Origin of the sequence: Microcoleus sp. M2_D5 (assembly GCF_036701935.1) — a bacterium.
Taxonomy (GTDB): domain Bacteria; phylum Cyanobacteriota; class Cyanobacteriia; order Cyanobacteriales; family Microcoleaceae; genus Microcoleus.
Window position 1 is genome coordinate 1 of the sequence record NZ_JAUBRP010000050.1, and the last position, 22,393, is coordinate 22,393.

The 22,393-nt window shown below is 47.1% G+C and carries 16 protein-coding genes; 9 read left to right on the forward strand and 7 right to left on the reverse strand.

Annotated features, from left to right (window positions below; all coding sequences use genetic code 11):
• Window positions 1–243 (forward strand): hypothetical protein (locus QUA50_RS19815; protein WP_333433663.1); only part of this gene is annotated, 243 nt, incomplete at its 5' end.
• 84 nt (window positions 244–327) lie between these two features.
• Here the strand turns inward: QUA50_RS19815 and QUA50_RS19820 are convergent.
• The 4 genes from QUA50_RS19820 to QUA50_RS19835 form a co-directional block, all read right to left on the reverse strand.
• Window positions 328–858 carry a hypothetical protein gene (locus QUA50_RS19820; protein ID WP_333266201.1) on the reverse strand — a complete coding sequence of 177 codons (531 nt, stop codon included), beginning with the start codon at window positions 856–858 and terminating at the stop codon, window positions 328–330.
• A gap of 172 nt (window positions 859–1,030) precedes the next feature.
• A complete protein-coding gene (locus tag QUA50_RS19825; protein WP_333298819.1) occupies window positions 1,031–4,252 on the reverse strand; it encodes a PAS domain-containing protein in 3,222 nt (1,073 codons plus the stop codon).
• A gap of 819 nt (window positions 4,253–5,071) precedes the next feature.
• Window positions 5,072–6,202, reverse strand: coding sequence for an aldo/keto reductase (locus QUA50_RS19830; RefSeq protein ID WP_333266197.1), 1,131 nt, complete (start codon window positions 6,200–6,202; stop codon window positions 5,072–5,074).
• A gap of 5 nt (window positions 6,203–6,207) precedes the next feature.
• Complete coding sequence (locus tag QUA50_RS19835) at window positions 6,208–6,714, reverse strand: bifunctional nuclease family protein (RefSeq protein WP_333266196.1); 507 nt, start codon at window positions 6,712–6,714, stop codon at window positions 6,208–6,210.
• Between the two features lie 241 nt (window positions 6,715–6,955).
• Between QUA50_RS19835 and ribE the strand changes: the two genes are divergently transcribed.
• The 8 genes from ribE (at window position 6,956) to QUA50_RS19875 (ending at window position 16,697) form a co-directional block, all read left to right on the forward strand.
• Entirely contained in the window at window positions 6,956–7,669 is a 714-nt protein-coding gene (gene ribE / locus QUA50_RS19840) for a riboflavin synthase (RefSeq protein WP_333266195.1), read from the forward strand.
• Window positions 7,670–7,961: 292 nt separating this feature from the next.
• A complete protein-coding gene (locus tag QUA50_RS19845) occupies window positions 7,962–9,176 on the forward strand; it encodes a glycosyltransferase family 2 protein (RefSeq protein WP_333266193.1) in 1,215 nt (404 codons plus the stop codon).
• On the forward strand, window positions 9,151–10,947 hold the full coding sequence (locus tag QUA50_RS19850; protein WP_333266191.1) for an ABC transporter ATP-binding protein: 1,797 nt from the start codon (window positions 9,151–9,153) through the stop codon (window positions 10,945–10,947). The genes QUA50_RS19845 and QUA50_RS19850 overlap by 26 nt, the downstream gene beginning before the upstream one ends.
• 33 nt (window positions 10,948–10,980) lie before the next feature.
• The gene (locus tag QUA50_RS19855; protein WP_333266189.1) at window positions 10,981–12,204 is read left to right on the forward strand and encodes a glycosyltransferase; all 1,224 of its coding nucleotides are present in this window, start codon (window positions 10,981–10,983) and stop codon (window positions 12,202–12,204) included.
• 60 nt (window positions 12,205–12,264) lie between these two features.
• Window positions 12,265–13,248: a glycosyltransferase gene (locus tag QUA50_RS19860; protein WP_333266187.1), complete on the forward strand. Its 984-nt coding sequence runs from the start codon at window positions 12,265–12,267 to the stop codon at window positions 13,246–13,248.
• Between the two features lie 35 nt (window positions 13,249–13,283).
• Window positions 13,284–14,567 (forward strand): glycosyltransferase, encoded by a 1,284-nt coding sequence (locus QUA50_RS19865; RefSeq protein ID WP_333266186.1) that lies wholly within the window; start codon window positions 13,284–13,286, stop codon window positions 14,565–14,567.
• A 22-nt stretch (window positions 14,568–14,589) separates the two neighbouring features.
• Entirely contained in the window at window positions 14,590–15,360 is a 771-nt protein-coding gene (locus QUA50_RS19870; RefSeq protein WP_333266184.1) for a class I SAM-dependent methyltransferase, read from the forward strand.
• A 5-nt stretch (window positions 15,361–15,365) separates the two neighbouring features.
• A complete protein-coding gene (locus QUA50_RS19875; protein ID WP_333266182.1) occupies window positions 15,366–16,697 on the forward strand; it encodes a glycosyltransferase family 4 protein in 1,332 nt (443 codons plus the stop codon).
• 662 nt (window positions 16,698–17,359) lie between these two features.
• Here QUA50_RS19875 and QUA50_RS19880 read toward each other — a convergent pair.
• From QUA50_RS19880 to QUA50_RS19890, 3 genes are all read right to left on the reverse strand, one after another.
• Window positions 17,360–17,575 carry a hypothetical protein gene (locus QUA50_RS19880; protein WP_333266180.1) on the reverse strand — a complete coding sequence of 72 codons (216 nt, stop codon included), beginning with the start codon at window positions 17,573–17,575 and terminating at the stop codon, window positions 17,360–17,362.
• A 66-nt stretch (window positions 17,576–17,641) separates the two neighbouring features.
• Window positions 17,642–19,921, reverse strand: a complete 2,280-nt coding sequence (locus tag QUA50_RS19885) for a hypothetical protein (protein ID WP_333266178.1) — start codon at window positions 19,919–19,921, stop codon at window positions 17,642–17,644.
• Window positions 19,922–20,095: 174 nt separating this feature from the next.
• Window positions 20,096–21,892: a peptidoglycan DD-metalloendopeptidase family protein gene (locus QUA50_RS19890; protein WP_333266176.1), complete on the reverse strand. Its 1,797-nt coding sequence runs from the start codon at window positions 21,890–21,892 to the stop codon at window positions 20,096–20,098.
• Window positions 21,893–22,393: the final 501 nt, after the last annotated feature.

Sequence of the window (22,393 nt, forward strand, 5' to 3'; positions counted from 1 at the left end):
AACTCTACAGCGATTGCAATTACTTTTTTAGTAATGAACCTTTCTACCTGGTTGTACCGGGTTTTTTTGTGTGTTTTGATGTCGAGTAGCCCAAACAACACCTGTTTTGAGATTGAGAATAAGCTTCACTTATATTTGAAACAAATCAATACAGAAAAACTCATCTTAAATGGAGCTAGAGGATATCGATCGCACTTGTTCTTTGCGGGCGATCGATTATTCAGCAAACCCTACGTATTATAAACTGCATTTGTCAGCTAAAATGTGGGCGCGTCAGCTATTGATTTATCGATTATCCAGGAAACAACTGGCTTCTGACGCACCCTACTAAAATCCTTTCACCCTTCCTCGAAGACCGGGATTTGAGAGAGATTCTAAATCAATGCGACAGGTAAGCCGATCGCCCTTGCACGAATAAACTGCCAAAGCAGTGCCTTGACGGTTGCAAACTCGCACGTTGTAACCGTAGTCGCTGGCGACAGTGCCGAAGCGGTTGACAAACTGATAGCGTTCCATATAATCGAGCAAACTCCAAAGTTGGCGGTTGACGATGATAATTACCCAAGTATTGCCGGGATCGACAAACCAGCGATCGAGCAATTTGCCGCCAAACAGTTTTTGAGCTAACCACAGACTCGGTACGCTTTTTTCGGTTTGCGAAAGCGGGGGCGACGGTAAATTAGCAGCGCTGCCAGTCGGGCAGACAGGCTGCTGGGAATATGCCGCAGATTGTCCCCACAGCAAGGCTCCGAGGCACGCAGAACAGGCGATCGGGAACAAAAATAAACTTTTTGTCAAAATGCCGTGCCTGCGGCGGGAAACTTGATTTTTGTGGCGAAAGTTGTGGTAATTCATCATAATTATTAGACAAGATTGCATAAATCATTCATTGATACAGAAACCGCAGATGTAAGGCAGATAAACACGGATAAACGCAGATAATTTTAAATTACTCGTTAGTAGGCTGGAGCCTAGTAACGCAGAACCGCCGACTCTTATTGCTCTTATTGCTCTTATTGCTGCAAAATTGTTAAAATTCCGATCGCCTAAACAATGAAGCAGGCAGAAAAACAGTAAAAGTAGAACCGCAATCTAACTCGCTAGTAACTTCAATATCGCCCCCCATCATCTGACAAAAACGCTGGCTGATAGTCAGTCCCAAACCGGTACCGCCGTACTTGCGGGTAGTTGAATTGTCGGCTTGAGTGAATGGTTGGAACAGTCGCTCTTGCTGCTCTGGTGTCATGCCGATGCCCGTGTCGGTCACTCGGAAAACTAAAAAGTCTGAATCCAAAATTAACATTTGAGGAACTGTGGGCTGATATTTATTTTTTAATTCTTCACTGGTAATTCTTTCGACAGTAAGCACGATCGTCCCATTTGCCGAAAATTTAGCAGCATTGCTGAGCAAATTCAGCATTACCTGCCGCACTTTCATCAAATCGCCGTGCATCGCGCCGATATTGTCAGAATTCAATACTTCCAAAGTATTGCCGTTTTTATCCATTAGCGGTTTGATAGTTGTTACCACCTCCTCGATTAAGCCTCCAACATCGAAGCTTTCGAGGTAAATCTCCATCTTGTCGGCTTCAATTTTGGAAATGTCGAGAATGTCCTCTATCAGCCGCAGCAAGTGTTTGCCAGCAGTGCGAATTTTATCTAAATCCGAGACTACCTCTAAATTGCCTAACTCTTCGGCATCTTCCACCAACATATCGCTGTAGCCGATAATCGCGTTCAGGGGAGTGCGTAACTCGTGGCTCATGTTTGCCAGAAAAGCACTCTTGGCGCGGTTGGCGAGTTCTGCTGCTTCTTTGGCCAACTGCCACGCTTCCTCAGCGTCTTTGCGTTCGGTGATATCCCGCAGTGTCGCCACCACCGCTTCGACGCTGCCGTCAGTCGCACAAACCGGGCCCAGAATGTACTCGTAGTCGCGGGTTCCCCAGCTTGCTGTGGGGACTATTACTTCGCCTTTCACGGGCTCGGCTGTGGCAAATATGCCTTCGCATTCTTGGTGAACCCGCTGCATAATTGTTGGCGACCAGCCTAATTCCTGCCAGGTTTTGCCAATCATTTCTCTGGGATTCATGCCGGCGGCTTGAGCGGCGGTGCGGCTGACGTAAGTGTACCTTCCCGATCGATCTACTAGAAAAATTAGGTCGAGAGAAGCGCCGAGAATCCCGTCAACCGTTCTGGCGTGTCGGGCTACCTGAGCAGTCATTTGTCTGACTGTGATGGCGCCGCGGACTCTGGCTGCGAGTTCAAACCGCAAGAGTTCGTTGGCTTGTTTGAGGAATAGAGTGCGCTGTTCGACTTCTATTTCTAGTTCTGCTTTGGCTTTTTCTAGGGTGAGTTCGACAAGTTTGCGATCGCTCACATCTGTAGAAATTGTACCGACTGCATAAGCTTTGCCTTCGGAGTTGCAGAGGGGAAATTTCAGAGAAATATAAGTGTGCTGGCCGTCGTCTTGAGGGATGATTTCTTCGATGGTTAAGGGCGAGGACGATTCGAGAACTTTCAGGTCGTTTTCTCGCAAGGCTGTTGTTTTGTCTTCGTCGGGAAAGATATCCTCGTCGGTTTTCCCTGTTATTTGCTCTTTGGCGATGTCGAACAAATTGTCAAAATGGCGGTTGGTGAGCAGGTATTTTCCATCAAGGTCTTTGATGTAAATTACTGCTGTTGAGTTGTCTAAAATCGCTTGCAGCAGTGCTTCGCTCTTTCGCAGGGCTTTTTGAGTGTTTTGGCGATCGACTATTTCTGGCTGCAATTCCCAGTTGAGGCGATTTAAGTCTTGCCAAGCTTCCTGGACTAGATTTAAGGCGATCGCGCTTTTTTCTAGTTCTGTATTTACCTGCCGCGACTGGTTTGAGACGGAGTTTGCGGGCAATTCTAGGGGTTGGAAAGTTAGCGGGATGTGGGGATTTGCCCTCGGATCTGCGCCCGCAATTTTTTTATATCGAAAATCGACTGCTAATTGACCATCTAAACTAGATTTTTTAGGGAATAAATCGGGAAATTCGCCGAAATTTAAATTGTCATAAATTATATCAAATGTACGCGATTGCTGCGACAGTTCGGCGCTGGAGTTAAATGCCCAATTCGCCTCTGCTGTTGATAAATCTGAGTTAGCGGGTTTGGCAATCCGGCGGGTGAGGGCAACTCCCAAGGCGAAGGGGACAAGGGCAGTCGCAGACATTGCCAGCAGCCAGTTGTTTGCCCACCAAGTTTCGATCGAGGTTTTGGGGATAAATCGCACTAAAATTGCTGCGGGTTTTCCCGCTAAATTGCCAATGGATTTGGCAGCTACTGCATAAGTTTGACTGCTTGTTTGTACGTTTCCGGCGACTGGTTGGCCTGCGGCGGCGAGTGCAGATTTCAGCAGCGATTTCTCTGCCAGCAAGTCTGGTAACTGTTGGTTTTTTGTAACTGCTGGCGAACTTGCCAAGACAAATTTGCCGTCAGCCAGCGGTGCGTAGATAGCCTGATATCTGCCGCCCTCTAAATTGAGGGTTTCGGTGCTAGCAACTGCCGAAGTTTGGCTGATAATTTTTCCTAACACTAAGGCAGCAATCACTGTCTGATTTTTGGGATCTTTTACGGGAATTGCTGCGTAGTGGAGGAGAACAGGGCGATCGACCTTTCCGGGCGACAAAGATCCGAATTGTTCCTGAACTTCCGATTGGGCAAGGATTTCGGTAGCTGTAATTTGGTTTTTTGTAGCGAATACTCGATCGACTATTTTTTGCAGGTTAAAATTTTTTCCCGAATGGTTGGGGTTGACGCTAACCGCTATCTGCCGATTTTTTCCAACTAAGGCCGCGCTGTCTATTTCCCCTGTTTTGACTTGATTTTCCAGAATTTCCTTGACAGATTTTTCCAAATATGATAATTTTTTACCGCTGTTGTAAGCTAAGGCTGTTTGGGCGATCGTTTTGCTGTCAGAGGAGTTTTGCAAACGGTCGGCGGCGCGATCGAGTTGGAGATTGTAGTTAATTTCACTAAGGCTCAGTTCGTATTTAGCTTGATTTTGCAGTTGATTGCTTCCAACTGCCGATGTTAGCCAAAGTGCTGCAGCCGTTAGTCCGACGGGCAAGATTGTTTGTATAGTCAGCAGTCCGATTAGCTGTTTTCTCGTAACAGATAAGTTGTAGGTACACGGCTTGAAAGCTGCTTTCAATCTTCTTTCGGAAGTCGCAACTTTAGTTTGCTGCAGACAATTTGGCCGGCTGTCGTTTAACTGAGTATGAGCCATAGTAGTAGATGCGGGATCGGTTGTAGATGACAGGCCATCAATTAATCTGGAAGGCAATCAATCAATTTTAGATTTTAGATTTTATATGTTAGACTTCGGCGTGAGCGATCGGTTGAACGATTTTAGATTTTATATCGAGTTCGGTTAATCACTCATCATAAAATTGTTGCCTCTTGCTGCCAACCCAGCCAGAAAATGACAGGGGTATTCTCAAAAAAATCGGTTTCTAGCTGTTAATCAGATTGTATTATTTAGTTATTTTTACATATAATACTGTGAGTTCCTATTGAAAGTGTGTTGGGAGCATTCAAATGAGTGCTTTCACAGAAGTGTTCGCGGTTAGATGTAGGTTTTGCTGTGCAAGATACTAGCATTCCTCAAAAACGCTTTTTACAAAATCGGGATGCTCTCACATACAGTCGTAAAACTACAGTCGTAAAACGAAGTAGTTTATCGATCGACTGTATCGTAAATTCAATTAAACTGAGATGTTGCACCATTCTCAATAAGGTTTTTATGGGCTGGCTCTCCTGCCGAACCCCTACTCCCCACAAGAAATTAATTCCTTGTGGAACAGGCCGTCCAGCCTGTTCTGCAGAATGGTGCAAGAGGTCAGGTTAAACCAAAGTTTAGCGTAATTATTGCAAAACTTAGGAATGACAATTAAATAACTTCCACAAGATTGTGGGATGGGACTGAAAGCCCGTCATGAGTGGACGGGCGGGACGCCCATCCCACAATAACAATTAAAATTGTAAGTTATTTAATTCGCGATCCTTAGATAGGCTCGATCGACCTTTTCCATGCTTTACCTTTTTTTCAATCCCACAACCGCCTGCCTGCTTTGCCGCCGAGTCGCTGGTGAGTATCTTTGAGCAAAGTTGGGATGTCTAACTCTTCGGGACACCGGGGCAAACATTCGCCGCAATCGGTGCAGCGGTTGCCTTTGCTGCCGGGAAACCAGTGTCCGGCATTTTCAAACATGGCGTAGCGGTATTTGCCAAAGTCAGTCATGTCGCACCCGACGGCGAGATTGCGAAGCCGCAATACTTCGGGAATGTTGATGTTTTCCGGGCAAGGCAAACAGGCATAGCACTGGCTGCATTTGTCGGTTTTCAAAGTGTCTGCAATAGCCGATTCTAGCCGATCGAACGCAGCGATTTCGGCGTGGGTGAGGGGAAAGTCGCGATCGCAATATTTCAGGGGTTGCTCTAATTCTCTCGCATTTGCAGCCCCCACACTCAGAGTCCCAATCCTAGTATCGCTGAGTAAAAACCGATAGTTTAACTCTAAGGGCGACAAAGGCGAGCACAATTGTGCGAGAGTTTCCGGGGGCGTGTAGAGTTGCCCTCCTTTATCTGCCGGGGAAATGATGAAAACGCCCATATCTTTGTCTTTTGCGAGTTCAATTGCCGGGGCGTTGCGCTGAAAAAAATAGTAATAATGCAGGTTGACAAATTCAAACAAATCTGTATTGATTGCCGCCAAAATCAGATCCAGAGGCCCGTGAGTCGAAAAGCCGACGTGCCGAACGAGCCCATCGGCCAGGGCTTTGCGTACAGCTTCCATGCAGCCTGTGGGATCTCGCACGATCGCCAAATGTTCCCAAGTATTCAAACCGTGAATTGCCAGACAATCGATATAGTCTAAATTCAGGCGTTTGAGGGATGCGTCGATGCAGCGTTCCATTGCGGCTGCATCCTCGGTTGGGGAAATTTTTGTAGTGACGTGGAGGCGCGATCGATCGACAGACAAACCAGCCGAAAGGGCCGCGCCCAGATATTCCTCGCTGCAACCGTAACCCGCCGCCGTTTCCAGGTGATTGATTCCCTGAGACACTGCCTGTTGTACAGTCTGACAGGCAGTTTCCTCAGAAGCCAAATAGCGCATGGTTCCCAAGGAAAATACAGACAGGTGCAACTCCGTTTTGCCAAACCGTCGATAGCGCATAAAGTTTAGGAAGTTTCGCCCGGGCTAAAGCCGCTTCTCTTGATCAAATCCTCTGGACGGAGGTTTGAGATAAATTCCCGGAAGGCCCGGCGTTCCGCTTCATCAGCATCTCGATCGACCGGTATCGAAGCATCGGCGACGACTTCTTCCATCACCCAGATGGGGCTATTCGTTCGCAGGGCTAGGGCGATCGCGTCGCTAGGTCGGGCATCGATCTCTTTTTTAACTTCTCCCTGACGGACGATCAGCACGGCATAGAACGTGTTATCTTGCAGCGAGTGAATAACTATGCGCTCCAAGGTAAGACTCCATGCCTCTAAGAAATTGACAATCAGATCGTGAGTTAATGGTCGAGGAGGCCTGTGGCCTTCGATCGCGCTAATAATAGCCTTTGCTTGCTCCTGACCGATATAAATAGGCAAAGCCCGTCGCTCAGTAGAGTCTCTCAATAGGACAATAGGACTGCGCGTGGCTGCATCTAAGGCAATTCCAGCGACTTTCATTTCAATCATTCGATCGGCCTCATAGAATTAAGAAACTGTAAGGCAGTAGAGAACTCGGACATAAATATCACCTAAATCCAGTATGACTCGATCTTCGCCTGAATCTGCAACCGATCGGGGACTGTCAATTTTAGATTTTCGATTTTAGATTTTCGATAGACTCCGGGGGAGAGGGGACGGCGAAAGCTCCTGCATCTGGTTTGTGACTGTGGTTTGATGTAAATAGGCGATCGACTAAGGAAAAATACTTATGTTTACAGGACTAATTCAATCTCTCGGAAAGCTGAAGTCGCTAGGCAACGATTATTTCCAAATTTCCTGCACATCAAACAACTCCTACCAGATTTTACAAGATTTAGCCATTGGGGACAGCGTAGCCGTGGATGGAGTCTGTTTGACGGTAGTGGAAGTTCTGCCGCAAGGTTTTGTCGCCGTCGCTTCCCCAGAAACTCTCCGGCGCACTACTCTGGGATCGTTCCCCGATGCTTGGGTGAACCTAGAAACCTCCCTGCGTGCCGGTAGCAAATTGGGGGGACATTTTGTGACGGGGCACGTAGATGCGATCGGCACTTTAGCCACATCAACCCAAACCGCCAACGCTTGGGAGATGCGGTTTACTGCCCCACCAACAGCAAATTCGGGATGGCAGCGTCAAATCGCACCTTACATCGTTTCCAAGGGCAGCATCGCCGTCAACGGCATCAGCTTAACCGTGGCAGATTGCGATGCTGACGGCAATTGGTTTGAAGTAGCTGTCATTCCCCACAGTTTTGGTGAGACAAACCTCAGCTATTTGCAACCAGGAAGTTTAGTAAACTTAGAAGCAGATATTCTGGGCAAATATGTTGCCAAATTTCTCCGCAGCGGCTCAAAATCTCATCCCGAACCTTGGGAAGAATACCCCGCAATCAACAGTTTAGGAACAATTACACCCGAATTCTTAGCAGAACACGGATTTATGTAATCAATGAAACAATAAAAATCCTTGCTCAACGAAGTAGCTGTGGGCCGGGGAGCATCTCTTTATCATTTAGAATATAACTTTTAGTTGTAGTCTATCACCATTCTCTTGCTTTGCACAACTCATTGATACGTCCTATATACCATTGACGTTGAACTGAGAAGGCGGTACAATTTTTATTAGGGGTTTCTTGGCTATCTCTTCCACCGACTGTGTAAGTCCTGACTGCGACGAGTGTAAGGTAGATATGCCAATCTACAAAGAAAAAAAATTTGAAAAACATTGTTAAAAACCAATGCAGCCAGATTCTCAAAAATCTCCCAATTTACCTCTCGTCTCAGTCATTATCCCTGCATACAACGCTGAGCCATTTATTGAAGAAACTCTGAAATCAGTTTTAGCTCAAACTTATCCAGCAATTGAAGTTTTAGTAGTCGATGACGGTTCCCAAGATCGAACCCCTGAAATTGTCGAAAAATTTTGCCAAAAAGATTCTCGCGTCCAGCTTCTGAAACAGCCAAATTCTGGAGTCGCTGTTGCTCGAAACTTAGGAATTCAGAAATCGAGAGGAGAATATATTGCCCCCATTGATGCCGATGATATTTGGTATCCAGAAAACATAGAAAAACAAGTTGAATGTATGTTGGAGGGAGGGGAAGAAGTAGGGGTGGTCTATTCGTGGACAGTGGACTTGGATGAAAAAGGATTGCTAACAGGAGGATTCCGGTCTTTTAGAATTGAAGGTGACGTGTACGCCACCCTAATCTGCCACAACTTTATAGGAAACGCGAGTGCTTCTACGATCCGTCGCAGTTGTTTGGAAAAAGTGGGCGTTTATGACAAGACATTGAAGGAAAGGAATGCTCAAGGTTGTGAAGACTGGGACTTATACCTGCGGATAGCAGAGCTTTATCAATTTCGAGCCGTGCCGGAATTTTCCATTGGCTATCGCAGAATGTATAACACTATGTCTACGAACTATACGACAATGGCGAATTCTCAATCTTTGATGCTGCAAGCGGCCAAGCAACGGCATCCCGAAATTCCCGATTTCCTGCACCGATTATCTACCAGTAATTTTTTGCTTTACTTAGCGAACCAAAGCAGCCGCAACGGCCGCGATCGCACCGCGCTCTTTTGGTTATTCCAAGCTTTAAAAACTGAGTGCATCTCACCCTTATTACGTTCTGGCTTTTACATAGTATTGGGAAAGAGCCTTCTAAACCTATTATCCCAGTCTGGGAAACATCAGGATGCTCTAGATGCACCTGTGAGAGTAGAACATACGCCATCCTCTGAGAACCAACCGATGGGCCGGGAGGTGTTGGTAGAGCTCCGGCGCAAAAAGATCGAATTCATGGTAACGATAGGGAACATTTTTCACCAGTTAATTTCCCTCCTTGTCCAGCGAAATCAACCAAATATTGACACGCTCCCTCAAGTAAAAATTAGCGCCACGCCACCGACAAAGGCAGAGTTGTCTTATGAAAAAAGAAATTCAGGCTATTAGAACTCTGCTACCCCTCCTCAAGCTTTATCCTTGGGCTATCCCGGCAATGATTTCCTTGGGTATGCTTGCTTCCCTTTCCGACGGCTTTGGCATTAGCTTATTCATTCCCTTTTTGCAAACTTTACAGCAAGAACAAGCTCAGGCTATAACTGGCAATTCTTTCATTGATTCTCTGAACCAGATATTCGCTGGTGTCCCTGCTGGCTACCGCGCCTTAATCATTCCATCTTGTATTTTAGTCAGCATCCTCATCAAAAACCTGATTGTCTATAGTAATTCTCTGCTTTTTGCTTGGTTAAATTCGCGAATTAGCAACAGATTGCGCTGCCAAATCTTTAACCAAACTTTAACCGTTAGCTATTCTTTCTTAGAGCGCAGCGAATCGGGAAAAATTATGAATATTTTGGCAACAGAGAGTTGGCAGACTAGCAAAGCTTTGAGTTTGTTTGTTAACTTGATTACGTCTGCTTGTACGATTACTGTCCTGGCGACGCTGTTACTGCTCATCTCTTGGCAACTCACCTTAATTATCAGTATAGCGCTCTTCCTCATCTCACAGCTCATCCAGTTTGTGACGCGGCGAGTCAAACATCTGGCACAGCAAGCGGTAGACGCCAATTCTCAGCTCGCTGTCCGAATGTGGGAGGGATTAGGGGGGATGAAAACCATCCGCTCCTTTGGACGGGAACCTTACGAGCAAGAACGCTTCGATCGCGCTTCCCAGCAGGTGCGAAACACCTTTTTGCAACTCGATATGCTGGGAGGGCTCATCAATCCGCTCTATGAAGTTTTTTCCGCACTCCTCCTGCTAGCAATTTTGGCGATCGCCCTCCTGCAAAACCAGTCAGCTATGCCAACGCTGCTGACTTTTTTATTCATCCTCTACCGCTTGCAACCGCAGGTGCAACAACTAGATATCGCGAGGTTAGGTTTAGTCTCTACCGCCTGTTCTGCTGAAGTGGTAATGTCTTTTTTAGACACTTCGGATAAACCTTACATCCGCTCTGGTACAGTTCCCTTTGACAAGCTGAAGCAGGCGATCTATTTTGAGTCAGTTTCCTTAACTTACAATCCTGAAGATCGGCCGGCCATAGAGGCTGTCTCCGTCGAGTTTAAACGCGGCCAAACGACTGCTTTAGTGGGGCCGTCGGGTGCGGGAAAATCTACGATCATCAGCCTCCTGTGCCGCTTTTACGAGCCAACATCAGGAGGAATTTATGTTGACGACTGCTCATTAAAAGAACTTAATTTAATGGACTGGCGGAAACGAATTGCGATTGTCAGCCAAGATGTCCATATCTTTAGCGGGACGGTGAGGGATAATATCGCCTATGGGCGTTTAGAAGCAACCGAGGCAGAAATTTTTGAGGCGGCAAAACTTGCCAATGCTCACGATTTTATCAGCCAACTGCCGGAAGGGTATGACACGAAAGTGGGCGATCGCGGCGTTCGCCTTTCTGGCGGGCAAAGGCAGCGCATTGCCCTCGCTCGCGCCATTGTCCGCAACCCAGATATTCTAATTCTGGATGAAGCAACGAATGCTCTCGATAGTATTGCCGAAAACTTGATTCAGGATGCCCTCAATACGCTCAGCCAGGATCGTACCGTCATTGTCATTGCTCACCGCTTATCGACGATAGAAAATGCCGATAAAATTATTGTGATGGAAAATGGCAGGGCGATCGAACAAGGCAACCTCCAGTATTTGCTGAAACTCGACGGCCTCTTCGCCAAGCTTTATCACTTGCAACACCGTAACGTACAAAACTAAGTAAAAAACTAAGAGTAAGTTGGTGAATTATTTATGCCTTATCCCATCCTTGACATTGAAGTGACACAGCCCCTCCCAAGCCTGATAATTTCTGACGAGGATACAGGAATTGCCTTAGTTGTGCGGCGCAAAGATAAAGCTGTTGGTTTGATCATGCAGCCTCTTCCTCCCAAGACCGTCCTTTCTCCTGAAGATTTAGCTAAAATCATTGAACGGGAGGTTGGCGTTAAGTTACTTCAGGAATTGATTAGAGAAGAGCTAAATCCTGCCGAAAATGGCGATTCCTTTCCGCCGCTGACAGTAGCAATTTGTACGAAAGATCGGCCGGACAACTTGGCGCGGTGCCTGCAACATTTACTCAAGTTGCAAACACCTATTTCCGGTGAAAAGCTTTACTTTGAAGTGTTAGTAATTGATAATGCACCTTCCGATGAAAGAACGAAGGAATTGGTAGACTCTCTACCAGGAGTTCGCTATGCCCGGGAACCAAAACCCGGTTTAGACTTCGCTCGCAATCGCGCCTTGCAGGAAGCAACGGGCGAACTATTAGCCTTTCTTGACGATGATGTCACGCCCGATCGCCAATGGCTCAAAGGCTTGAGGGAAGCTTGGACAGAAAATCCTGATGCTGGCGGTTTTACAGGGTTAGTGCTGCCTTATGAGTTAGTGACTGAAGCCCAAATTTTATTTGAAAGCAGAGGAGGCTTTCGACGCGGTTTTGAGAAAATCCGCTACGGTCAAATCTTGCCCTATAATCCCTTATACCCCTGTGGGGCTGGCATATTTGGAGCTGGTTGCAATATGGCATTTCGCCGAGATGTTCTACTGAAATTAGGGGGATTTGATGATGCACTCGATACAGGTGCGCCCCTCCCCGGCGGTGGCGATTTAGATATGTTTTATCGAGTTGTTCGCGCTGGCTATCCCCTCGTCTATGAGCCTCGCTATCTGGTGTTTCACCAACACCGCCGGGAATATGAAAAATTGCGCCGCCAGTATTGGACGTGGGGTTTAGGTTTTATGGCTTTTGTCGTAAAATCTTATCAGACCGATCCGAGCCAACGCTCGAAATTGCGCTGGCTTGTAGCCTGGTGGTTTGCCAATCAGTTAAATCAGTTGCAACAAAGTGTCAGAGGATGCCATGTATTGCCTCCGCCCATGATTCTAGCCGAGTTGTGGGGCGGTGTTGTAGGTCTGTTTGGGGAATATCCCCGCTCTTTAAAACTAATTGAAAAAATTAGGCAGCAATTTGCCTAAAATTAGGATAGTTTTTTCAGAGATATGTTTCATATTGAATGCAGGGAAGAATAGTTAAATATGAGTAAGCTTCCGCCGATCGATCTCGTAATTTGTACTTATAACAATGCTCCCCTTTTAGACAAAGCTCTCTCAGCTATTTCCCAACAAATAGTTTCACCAAACCTAGAGTGGAGGGTTTTAGTAGTTGACAATAATTGCACCGATAATACGCAGAAAATTATCGAAAAATATCGAGTTACGGGGCAAATTCCCCAGCTTTCTACAGTATCAGAAACACAGCAAGGATTAACCTATGCCCGCCACTGTGGCGTTAAAAATACAACTGCTGATTGGATTGCTTTTGTAGATGACGATTGCTTCCTGGCAGAAAATTGGGTGGAACAAGCTGTTAGATTTGCAGCAGCTCATCCCGACTGCGGCGCTTTTGGCGGTCGAGTAATTTTAGATTGGGAAACTCTACCAGCCAAATATGTATTGAATTATGGGTACTCCTTCGCACAACAAGAACACGGTACAGAACCCGAAAAAAAATCTTGTTTAGTGGGAGCAGGATTAGTTCTGAATAGAGCAGCCCTCGCTCATACTGGCTGGATAGATAAACCGTTACTTCAAGATCGCATCGGAACTAAGCTCATATCAGGGGGAGATGTGGAAATCGCTTTGCGGATTTACGGAGCAGGATACGACCTGTGGTACACTCCCGACTGTAAGTTAAGACACTTTATTCCGGCTAGGCGTACTTCTCAAAAATACTTGATCGACATTAACTATGGTCTAGGAACCTCTCAAGTTTTGGGCGATTCTCTTCTCTGGTCTGGTTCTTATCGAGATTGGCTGTTTAAATTTATTATCGATGCGGTGAAAGCTTCCCAAAATGTCCTGATTCAATCTTTAACAGCAGCTTTGGGGCGGATGAATCCAGCGGAAGTGGAGATAAATGGGAGTTTTGTCCGTGGTAAGTGGGCCGGAATTAGCCGTGTGGTTCGCATGAGCCCAGAAGAACGCAGCTTGATATTGGGGCGTGCAAAATTAGCTGGCTAAACAGCTCATAAATAATATTTCTTGAGGTAATTTCTGTGAGCAACCCTTGGAAAGTTATCAATGTCGAATTGAGCGAAAATATTCCTGAATTGCCCTTGATTTCCAACTACGCCGGAATATATGTAGTGTTTTGGTGGCATAATATCCCCCTTGGCGAACGGGAGATTTTAGAGGATCAGTTGCCAATCTCGGCTTCACAACTAGCGAATCTAGCTGCGCTGGCGATCGCGCCTGCAGTCGGCAGCCACCTGCTAGAGCAAGGTTTTAAAGCGCCTTTGCCTGAAGTTTACCAAAAAAATCGGGCGTGGCACCAGCCCCCTGAGTTTCATGCCCTGACTGCCTTAGAGCAACCCCTTGACAAGCTGCGGGAACGCTTGAACCAGACTAGCAGCGCATCTGTTTCTGTCGTAATCGGCACTCGAAATCGGCCAGAACAGTTGGCGCGATGTTTGCAATCCCTGCAAAATTTATCCCAACCTGCTCATGAGCTTATCGTGATTGATAATGCTCCGAGTTCAGACGCCACCCGCCAACTGGTGGCTGAGATCCCTGGAGTCAAATATGTATTAGAACCTCGCCCTGGTTTAAGCGTCGCCCGCAATACTGGCATCCGCCACTGTACAGGCGACATTATTGCGTTTACCGATGACGATGTGATCGTTCACCCTGACTGGGTGGCCAGGATTGCACAAAGCTTCCGCGAACCCAAGATCATCGCTGTAACCGGCCTCGTCCTGCCTGCTGAACTCGAAACAGAAGCCCAATTAATATTCCAAAAAGGTGATACTGGCTTTGGTTGGGGATACCGAGCTCTGACTTTTGACGCTGAATTTTTTAAGGATACGAAACACCTAGGGGTTCCCGTTTGGCGCATTGGCGCAGGAGCAAATATGGCTTTTCGGCGTGAAGCTTTTGAGTTACTAGGAGACTTTGACGAACGCTTGGGTGCAGGGGCATCTGGGTGCAGTGAAGATTCAGAGCTATGGTACAGAGTGCTGGCGGAAGGGTGGATTTGCTACTACGATCCGACCCCTGTTGTTTATCACTATCACCGGGGCGATCTCGATAGCTTGAAACATCAGATGTACCAATATATGCGGGGTCACATCGCGGCCCTTTTGATTCAGTTTGGGCGCTACAAGCACTGGGGGAACTTGCTTCGCTTATTCATCATTTTACCTCTTTATTATGTGAAACGATTTTTAATCGGTCTTTTGACCGGATTTAAAGGGATTAATAGAACGCTATTGGTAGAGGTATTAGGTTGCTTTGCGGGAGTCAGCTTTTACCTCAAAAATCGTGTAAAGAAGGATCAATAGTTTTTCCAATTATAGGAAGATTATGGCAACAGTTGTTGAGACCAAGAAATCGGAAATACATAAAGAAAAGCTGGGCAATTTCTTAGCCCGCAACCCTTTCGGTCAGCCCTTGACCCTGGGATTCTTTTACCGAGAAAAGATGCGGGCTATTCACCGCATTTCGCCAGATATGCCCTTTAAAGAAATTTTAGAAGTAGGAGGAGGTCAAGGTGGCTTAACGTCTTTACTTTATCCGCAAGCGCAAATTACTAACATTGACCTCGATCCTAAATATGCAAATGTTCCTTGCAACCGGCAGGAAAAAGTACGCTTCATCTGTGGCGACGCGACCAATTTACCGTTTGAAAATGAGTCATTTGATGCAGTGACGATGTTCGACGTTCTCGAACACATTCCCGACCACCAAAAAGCTGTATCTGAAGCGCTGCGAGTGCTTAAACCCAAGGGTTTTTTATTAGTGAGCAGTCCCAATGAGAACTGGCGCTTTCCCTACTACGGCGTGATGAAACCGCTCTGTCCGCCTGAAGCAGAGGTGATGGCAGAATGGGGTCACGTTCGGCGCGGCTATAGGATCGATGAACTGACAGGATTAATCGGTTTGCCTTACCAGAGTTCTGCTACTTTTATCAATCCCCTGACAGTAGTCTGCCATGATTTTGCTTTCTCTCGCTTGCCTGCCCTCATGCGCCTATTATTCTGTACTGCTCTGAGTCCTGTAACCTGGGTAAGCTATTGGCTGCATAAATCTGAATCATTGGGGACGGAAACTGCATCAGCTTGGCAGAAGCCATAAAATTTATGAATTTCCAACCAGAACCAACGATCGCCCTCCTGCACTGGGGCGATTTAATCGAAGATTTTTTAGATACCATCGGGGTTTCCTTTGAAGCTTTCTGCAACGAAATGACGGGGGGCTGGATGTTTGGCTACATTGAGGCGCTGCAGCGGGCAGGGGTGCGGACAGTGTTATTCTGCATCTCTGGTAGCGTGGCTGAACCCGTGCGCTACACCCACAAAGACACAGGTGCAACAATCTGCACCCTGCCCGCACCTCAACTTTACCAAGCTGTCCGCCGCCAGATGGTTAACCCTCAAGGGTGGACGGTTCAGGATATGTTTGGAGAGGTTCGAGGCCTGGGCCGTCTGATGTTGGCAGGGGTGAAAAGCGTTACTCCTTATCTGGCTACACCGCTGGGGTTGCTGGCGGCAGAACTGCGACGGGAAAACTGCCAAGCGATTCTCTGCCAAGAATACGAGTACCCGCGCTTCGACGCTTGTACTTGGTTGGGGTGGCGGATGGGGCTGCCTGTTTTTGCGGCGTTTCAGGGGGGCGATTTTCAGGTTAGTCCTTGGGAAGGTTTGTCGCGCCCGATCGCCCTCAAAGCGAGCGCGGGTTTAATTATTGCTTCGCAAACCGAGGTACAGCGCGTGCAAAGTCGCTATGGCGTGCCGACAGCCAAGATTGCCCGCATTTTTAACCCGCTGGATTTGGAACTGTGGCAGCCGATGGATCGCGCTGAAGCTAGGCAACTGCTGGGTTTTCCCGGTGACGCTGAAATTGTCGCCTGTCACGGGCGGATTGACATCCGCCGCAAGGGGTTAGATATTTTGCTGGAAGCTTGGGAAGGGATATGCCGCGATCGCCCCAACCGAGATTTGCGGCTGTTGCTGGTGGGGACTGGTAGCGACGCGGAGGAGTTGAGCCAGCGAATCGCTCAGATGCAGCTTTCGGGCATTGTTTGGGTGAATGAATATGTGCGCGATCGCGCTTTGATGCGACAGTACCTCTCGGCTGCTGACGTTTATACTTTGCCTTCTCGGCATGAGGGGTTTCCGGTGGCACCGCTGGAGGCGATGGCTTGCGGGTTGCCCGTTGTGGCTGCTGACGCGCCTGGAGTGCCTGATATTTTCGAGGGGGGCGAAGCTGACGGCGGGATCGTTGTGCCCCGTGAGGATGCAACCGCTTTGGCAGGGGGGATCTGTCGGGTTTTAGACGATCGGGCGTGGGGGCGGGAATTGGGCAAGCGCGCTCGCATTCGGGTGGAAACTCATTTTTCTCTGGAGGCGATCGGTGTGCAACTGCGACAGTTTTTGTGCGATCGCTCTTTAGCGCACATTCGGCATATCTGACTGGCAGCACTGGGAATGCTTGAAAAATCCCATCCCTAAAAATTTATCTCCGTCTAATTCTTCTGCTTTTCTTATCATTTTTTTTGCCAATTATCGGAGACATAATAAATTTAAATTGACGAATTTTTTTAATACAGCATATTCCATGTATATGTTGTACACAATGGAAGCTATCGCCTGCTGTTTGGTGCGTCGCTACCCGTCAATCTGCAAGTTTTATCAAATATGAAGGAGCGACGCACCAAACAGATTAACACCACATAATATAGCTTTATAGTGTACTTCATGAACGTGGAATATGCTGTATATTCATTCTTTCAACTAAGGAATGAGAATTAAATAACTTCCACAATTTTGTGGAATGGGCGTCCCGCCCGTCCAAAAAGGATGGGCGTCCCGCCCGTCCCACAATAACAATTAAAATTGTAAGTTATTTAATTCGCAATCCTAAGCAATTTATTCTGGCAGGGTGACATAGATGTCTAGGAACTAGAACGAATCAGGGTTTCTCCCTGTATACGCTGTCGGTAAAAGCTAATTTTATTACGAGATAACTTCATTAATTATTGCACAGGTTCAGAATATTGTTCCTGATAATTTACCCACTGCCATCCATCTCTACGAACGCCAAATGTACTCGGTATTCGGAATTTTTGGATCGGTTATTTACGGCGAGACACATATCTTTCCCCCTGCATTTTCTGAATATTAGTGCCTTCAAATCCAGCATTTTGAGAACTGAAAAATTCCGCGCGATCGCCCATAGCACTATAGTAGCTGTAAAGGTAATCGATCTGTTGGTGGCTGCCAGTCGAATAGATGTTATTCGGCAGCGCGCTTACCGCTATACCTCCGATTAAGCAGTGTGGTGTTTCCACAAATCTATTTTCCAGATTTTGCAGCCCTGCCGCCACTAAACCGTATTGAATTATAACTGCTATATTTTAATTTTTCAAACGATACAACACCGACTCAGTATTAAAATTTTTTCCGAAAACTGGTTGCAGCGGGCCCTCGGCACTTGTCAGCCAAGATAGAGCTTTTCTGGTAGCTGTGTTTGTCCCTGTCACGGGCCCGAATCCTACAGTCCTAATTTTATTTTGCCGCAGATTGTCAATCCATTCCGAAAGTCGATCGGCTCTAAACGGCACATATAAGACTTGTCTGTCCATATTTCTCCCGTAAAACAGGTAGCTGCGCGAACTTAAAAAGAAGCCTATTCTTTCATCGGGTACTGTATTTTTATCAATATATTCGTAAATACCACGATACAGTTCTGTGCGTGCAAAATCTCGCTTTTCCCTCCAATTACCAATTACTATCAATCCGATAAAGACACCAATTATCACTATGTAAATCGATTTTTTGCGGGTGGGAAATAGATGATTCAGCCATCCTAAGCCAGGATTGATTTTCCACAATATCGCAGCCAGCGTCACTGACACCAGATAAAATATTGGGTATCTTAATATATCTGGCAAACTGGGGCCTAATATTTTCCCGATAGTATTAATAGCTTCTATTGGGTTAGACTTAAAATTGTCAATCAATAAGCTCCCCCAAACAATACTATCTCCGGTGAAAGAAGAATTTTTAATATAATCAAAAATTGTGTTGCTAGTAATTCCTAACAAACCACTAACCAAAACCACTATCAGAACAACTAGATTTGGAGTTTTCAATATAGTTGCTGTAGCTGCTGCGGCGATGCCCAGCAAGCTTAAAAAGGGAAAGCCGTATCTGAGGTTAAAACCCAGTAAAGGGCTGAGTTTACCGATCGAATCTCCCGCCGTACCGGAGGTGTAAGGTGTAATTAGATACAGAATTCCTGTGCTGGCGAGAAGTATAATTAAAATAATATTATTTTGATTAATTATTCTAGTTTTACCCTGGATAAAAGCCAGAGGTGCTGCCAATACCTGAAGCGCGATCGCCATAAAGGGCAGTTGCAATCTAATGATAATTTGTAAGCCGACAGTTTGCCAGTGGGAAACATTGCTGGGATTAAATTGAGCTGCTAAAGTGCTTTGCCAAATCTTTAGAAGTGGCGAAGCGGGCTGCTGCTGTACCGGAGGTGCTAGCCCAGGTTTGGGAGACGGTAAGGAAACAGGATCTAAGGGAATTTTAATCTCACCGACTTCGCCGACAGGATAATTGATTTGCAGCAAGTTTCTCGCATACCAAAAACATCCTAAAAGCAAGCAACAAGCTAAGCCGCCAAGTAACACTGGTTTGAGAAAGTGGCGAATTCTCAAATGAGCTGGTGTAGATTTTTTATTAACCGCGAATCTTTTAATTTCTAATATTGCTAATCCTCCTAAAAGTGAGGCGGCATAGATTATTCCAGTGATTTTTATTCCGGCGAGCATTCCTGCGGTTGCCAAAAATAGCGAGAGTTCCGATTGCGATCGGCCGCTATGATAGGATAAACCTAGATACAAGCCGACTGTAAATATTGCAGCTAGCGGTAAATCGGGCTGAATGGTGTTAACTTGGTTGAGCATCATCGGTACTGTCAATACTAAAGATGCTGCTGCCATACCGTGAATTCGGGTTGCTCCAAATTTTATGCTTAATAGATAGACGGCAATTCCCTCAAGTACCCACGCAATTACCAGGGGGAAAGCTGCTAGAAAATCTTCTCCGAAGGGAAGCACACACAAAGCAGATAAAACGTGCCAATTGTAGGGATATACTCGTGCTTGCTCTTGTTCAAAAATCCAATTTCCGGTGGCATCTAATAATGTAAATGAATGGGTTTGATACCATCGGGCGATCGCAGGCAGGTGAAACCACAATGAATCATAATTGGTTATGGGTTTGGTTGCGATAGTTTCCAACAGCACAAATCCAGCCAAAGCGGTGGCAACAATAATTAGTGATTCTGAGAGAGTCCGAGGTTGATTGAGTTGGGGAATCTGCCACTCGGAGAAGGTAAAAGTTTTGTGGTTTTTGGTATAAATCAGGATGAAGCCGATCGCACAAATCAGAATTTCTGCTATAATCGCCGCAGCAATATTTAGTCGATCGGCACTTCCTAAAATCAAGCCGATACAAACTTGTGCAATGCTCCATCCTGTCAGGAACACGAGGAGAAAATGGGGAAATGAATAGTTATTGTTTTCTGTCTCATTCTCAAAGGCAAGAGACAAGCTTAAGGGAATCGGCCCGACTACAATAATCAGAAATAAAATTAATTCCCACAAATGCTGCGCTATTAGCATAAGCTGTAAGTTACCATTTTTTATTAGTTTTTCCTCGTTACCCGACAGAGCCTGGTAACTGGTAACGAGGAAAAGCAACGAGTTCGTGTGCTGGTTGCACAAAACATTAATTTTCTTGTGGAGTGCGCTTTTCGACCGTTCCACAAGAAAATTAATTTAGCCAATCCCGAATTTTTACCTGTTAGCTTGCTTCTGAATTTTGGGTTTGACGGCTTCGGCATCTTTGGGCTTAGAAGTGTCCGCTTTTAACAGTTCCGGGAATGGGGGCTGGAGGTTGTGAACTTCGATGTCCATTCCCAGCGGCAGAGGTGGCAACTGGGGCAGATCGCTTTCCAAATCCTTGAGTGAGTTAGCGGTTTGTATTTCAACCATTTTCGGCATTTGCGGTACTTTGGCGGTTTCCAAACTGCCGATCATTTTTGCCAGAGCGAATTCTAGCTGAGAGCCCGGGTCGATCGCCACCCAACCCTGATCGGTCATTTGCCGAACCTCGAAGTGAAGGTGAGGCCCTGTAGACATTCCCGTACTGCCGACGCGGCCGATCGTCTCTCCCTGTTTCACGAACTCTCCCGGTTTCACAAACAGTTCCGAAAGGTGGGCGTAGAGAGTTTCCTGAGACTTTTTGTTGTGGTTGAGAACCACCGTCAAACCGTAACCGCCCAACCAATCTGCGATCGCCACTTGACCCGCATAGGCTGCCAGTACGGGCGTTCCCATCGGAGCCCCCAAGTCAGTTCCGGTGTGAAACTTGCCGTAGCCCAGAACTGGATGAGTCCGCCACCCAAACGGCGAAGTAATTGCCGAAGCAATAGATAGCGGAAACAGCAAGCTGGTGTTGCCATTTCCGGGCACGCCTGGGGGACGCGGCGTGAGATTGTAGTAAGCAAAACCGGTATTGCTGCCGCTGCTGACACTAATCGCACCGACTTGAACCGGCCCGATTCCCATGCTGGGCGCTGGAGCGCCGCCACCGTAAGATGCAGATCCGGCATAATACCCAGCGTCTGCGGAGTATCCAGTGTCTGCGGAGTAGCCGATGTTAGCCGAGTAGCCGATGTCTGCGGAGTATCCAGCGTCTGCGGAGTATCCAGCGTTAGGCGAGTAGCGCGGGGGTACGTAAGCAGATTCCGGTGGGTTTGAATCCCTCCAAACCTGGCTGCCTATTTGTTGAACGGCTTGACCGAGTTTACTGACAGGATTTCCGCTACTATTTCCGGCAACAGTTCCCCGAACATCGCTCGGAAGGCTTTCTGGCAGATTTCGAGGAGGAGGGGCTGCAATATAAGCGTCGTCTGCGAGCGGAGGTTCCTCTCTGTAGTTGGGTTCTCCGGCATCTGCCGTCACCGGCTCGGAAACAGGAGGAGGCGCGCACAAACCGCCTTCTCCTTCGCACCCGGTCGATCGCTCTGCAAACTCTATTCTCGTTGGCGCTTCGTACTCTTGGTACTCTTCGTACTCGGTGGTAGCGCCAATGCTGTAGTCTGTTTGGTCGATTTCAGCGTGGGCTGGGTTAACTGGCGCTTCAAAAGGCGGCTCCTGGGCCGTCGCTTCTGGTAGGGGAATCAGCGCTGGCTCCGGCAGATAATATTGGGTAGGAGGTGGTTCGCTGGCGTACTCAGGCTCCCAGGCAGGTTCTGGATCGAAAGGCTCGGACGGTGGAACTTCTGCCTGCGGTTCAGAGTATTGTTCTGGTTCCACTTGGCTGTATGCGGGTTCCGGGGGCGGGAGAGGAGCTTCAAATAATGGCTGGAGGTCTGCTGCGCCGGGGACGGCTTGTTCTGCTGGCGGAGTTTCGGCTTGGGCCCAAACTAAGCCTTTGCTGAGCAGTCCCAGACTGGCAAGACAACCCAGTCCCACCAGCAGTGAGCGATCGGACAAAAGGCGCGATCGAGTCCGGGCGCCTGTAGGGTTCTTTTTTTGCTGTTTGGTTTTCAAATGGGCTGTTATTTGCTTGTCTGGAACTGGTTTCACGATTTTTTTTCCCAACTCAACAGGGGGCACAAGGATCTCGAAGTCAGGATCGAATGTATGGCAATCCTTGTCTTTATATACAGGCTTAACTGATTTTACCGGGCTTGAGGCAATTTTTTTTGCACATAGAACAAGCTCGAATGCCTTACGCATTCACTCGCGATCGATATCCTGTTTTTTTGATCCCGATGGCACTTGTCTAGAAGTCTGTGACGGCCACAATGATGATAGCGCTTTGGTGTTCGTATATGCTAATTAGTTGCCTATATTTATCGGGTTATGCAAAATTTCGGCGCAGTCGGTCGTCTTGAGATATTGCACCATTCTCAATAATCTTTTCAGTGCGGGCTCTCCTGCCCAACCCCTACTCCCCACAAGAAAATGCACTTGTTGTGGAACAGGCCGTCCAGCCTGTTAAGCGCGAATGGTGCTCTTCGGTGAGTCGTCCTAAAACCGCCGACTCATCGCGATTTTTTTCTTAAAGCTGCCGCTGCCTTTAAA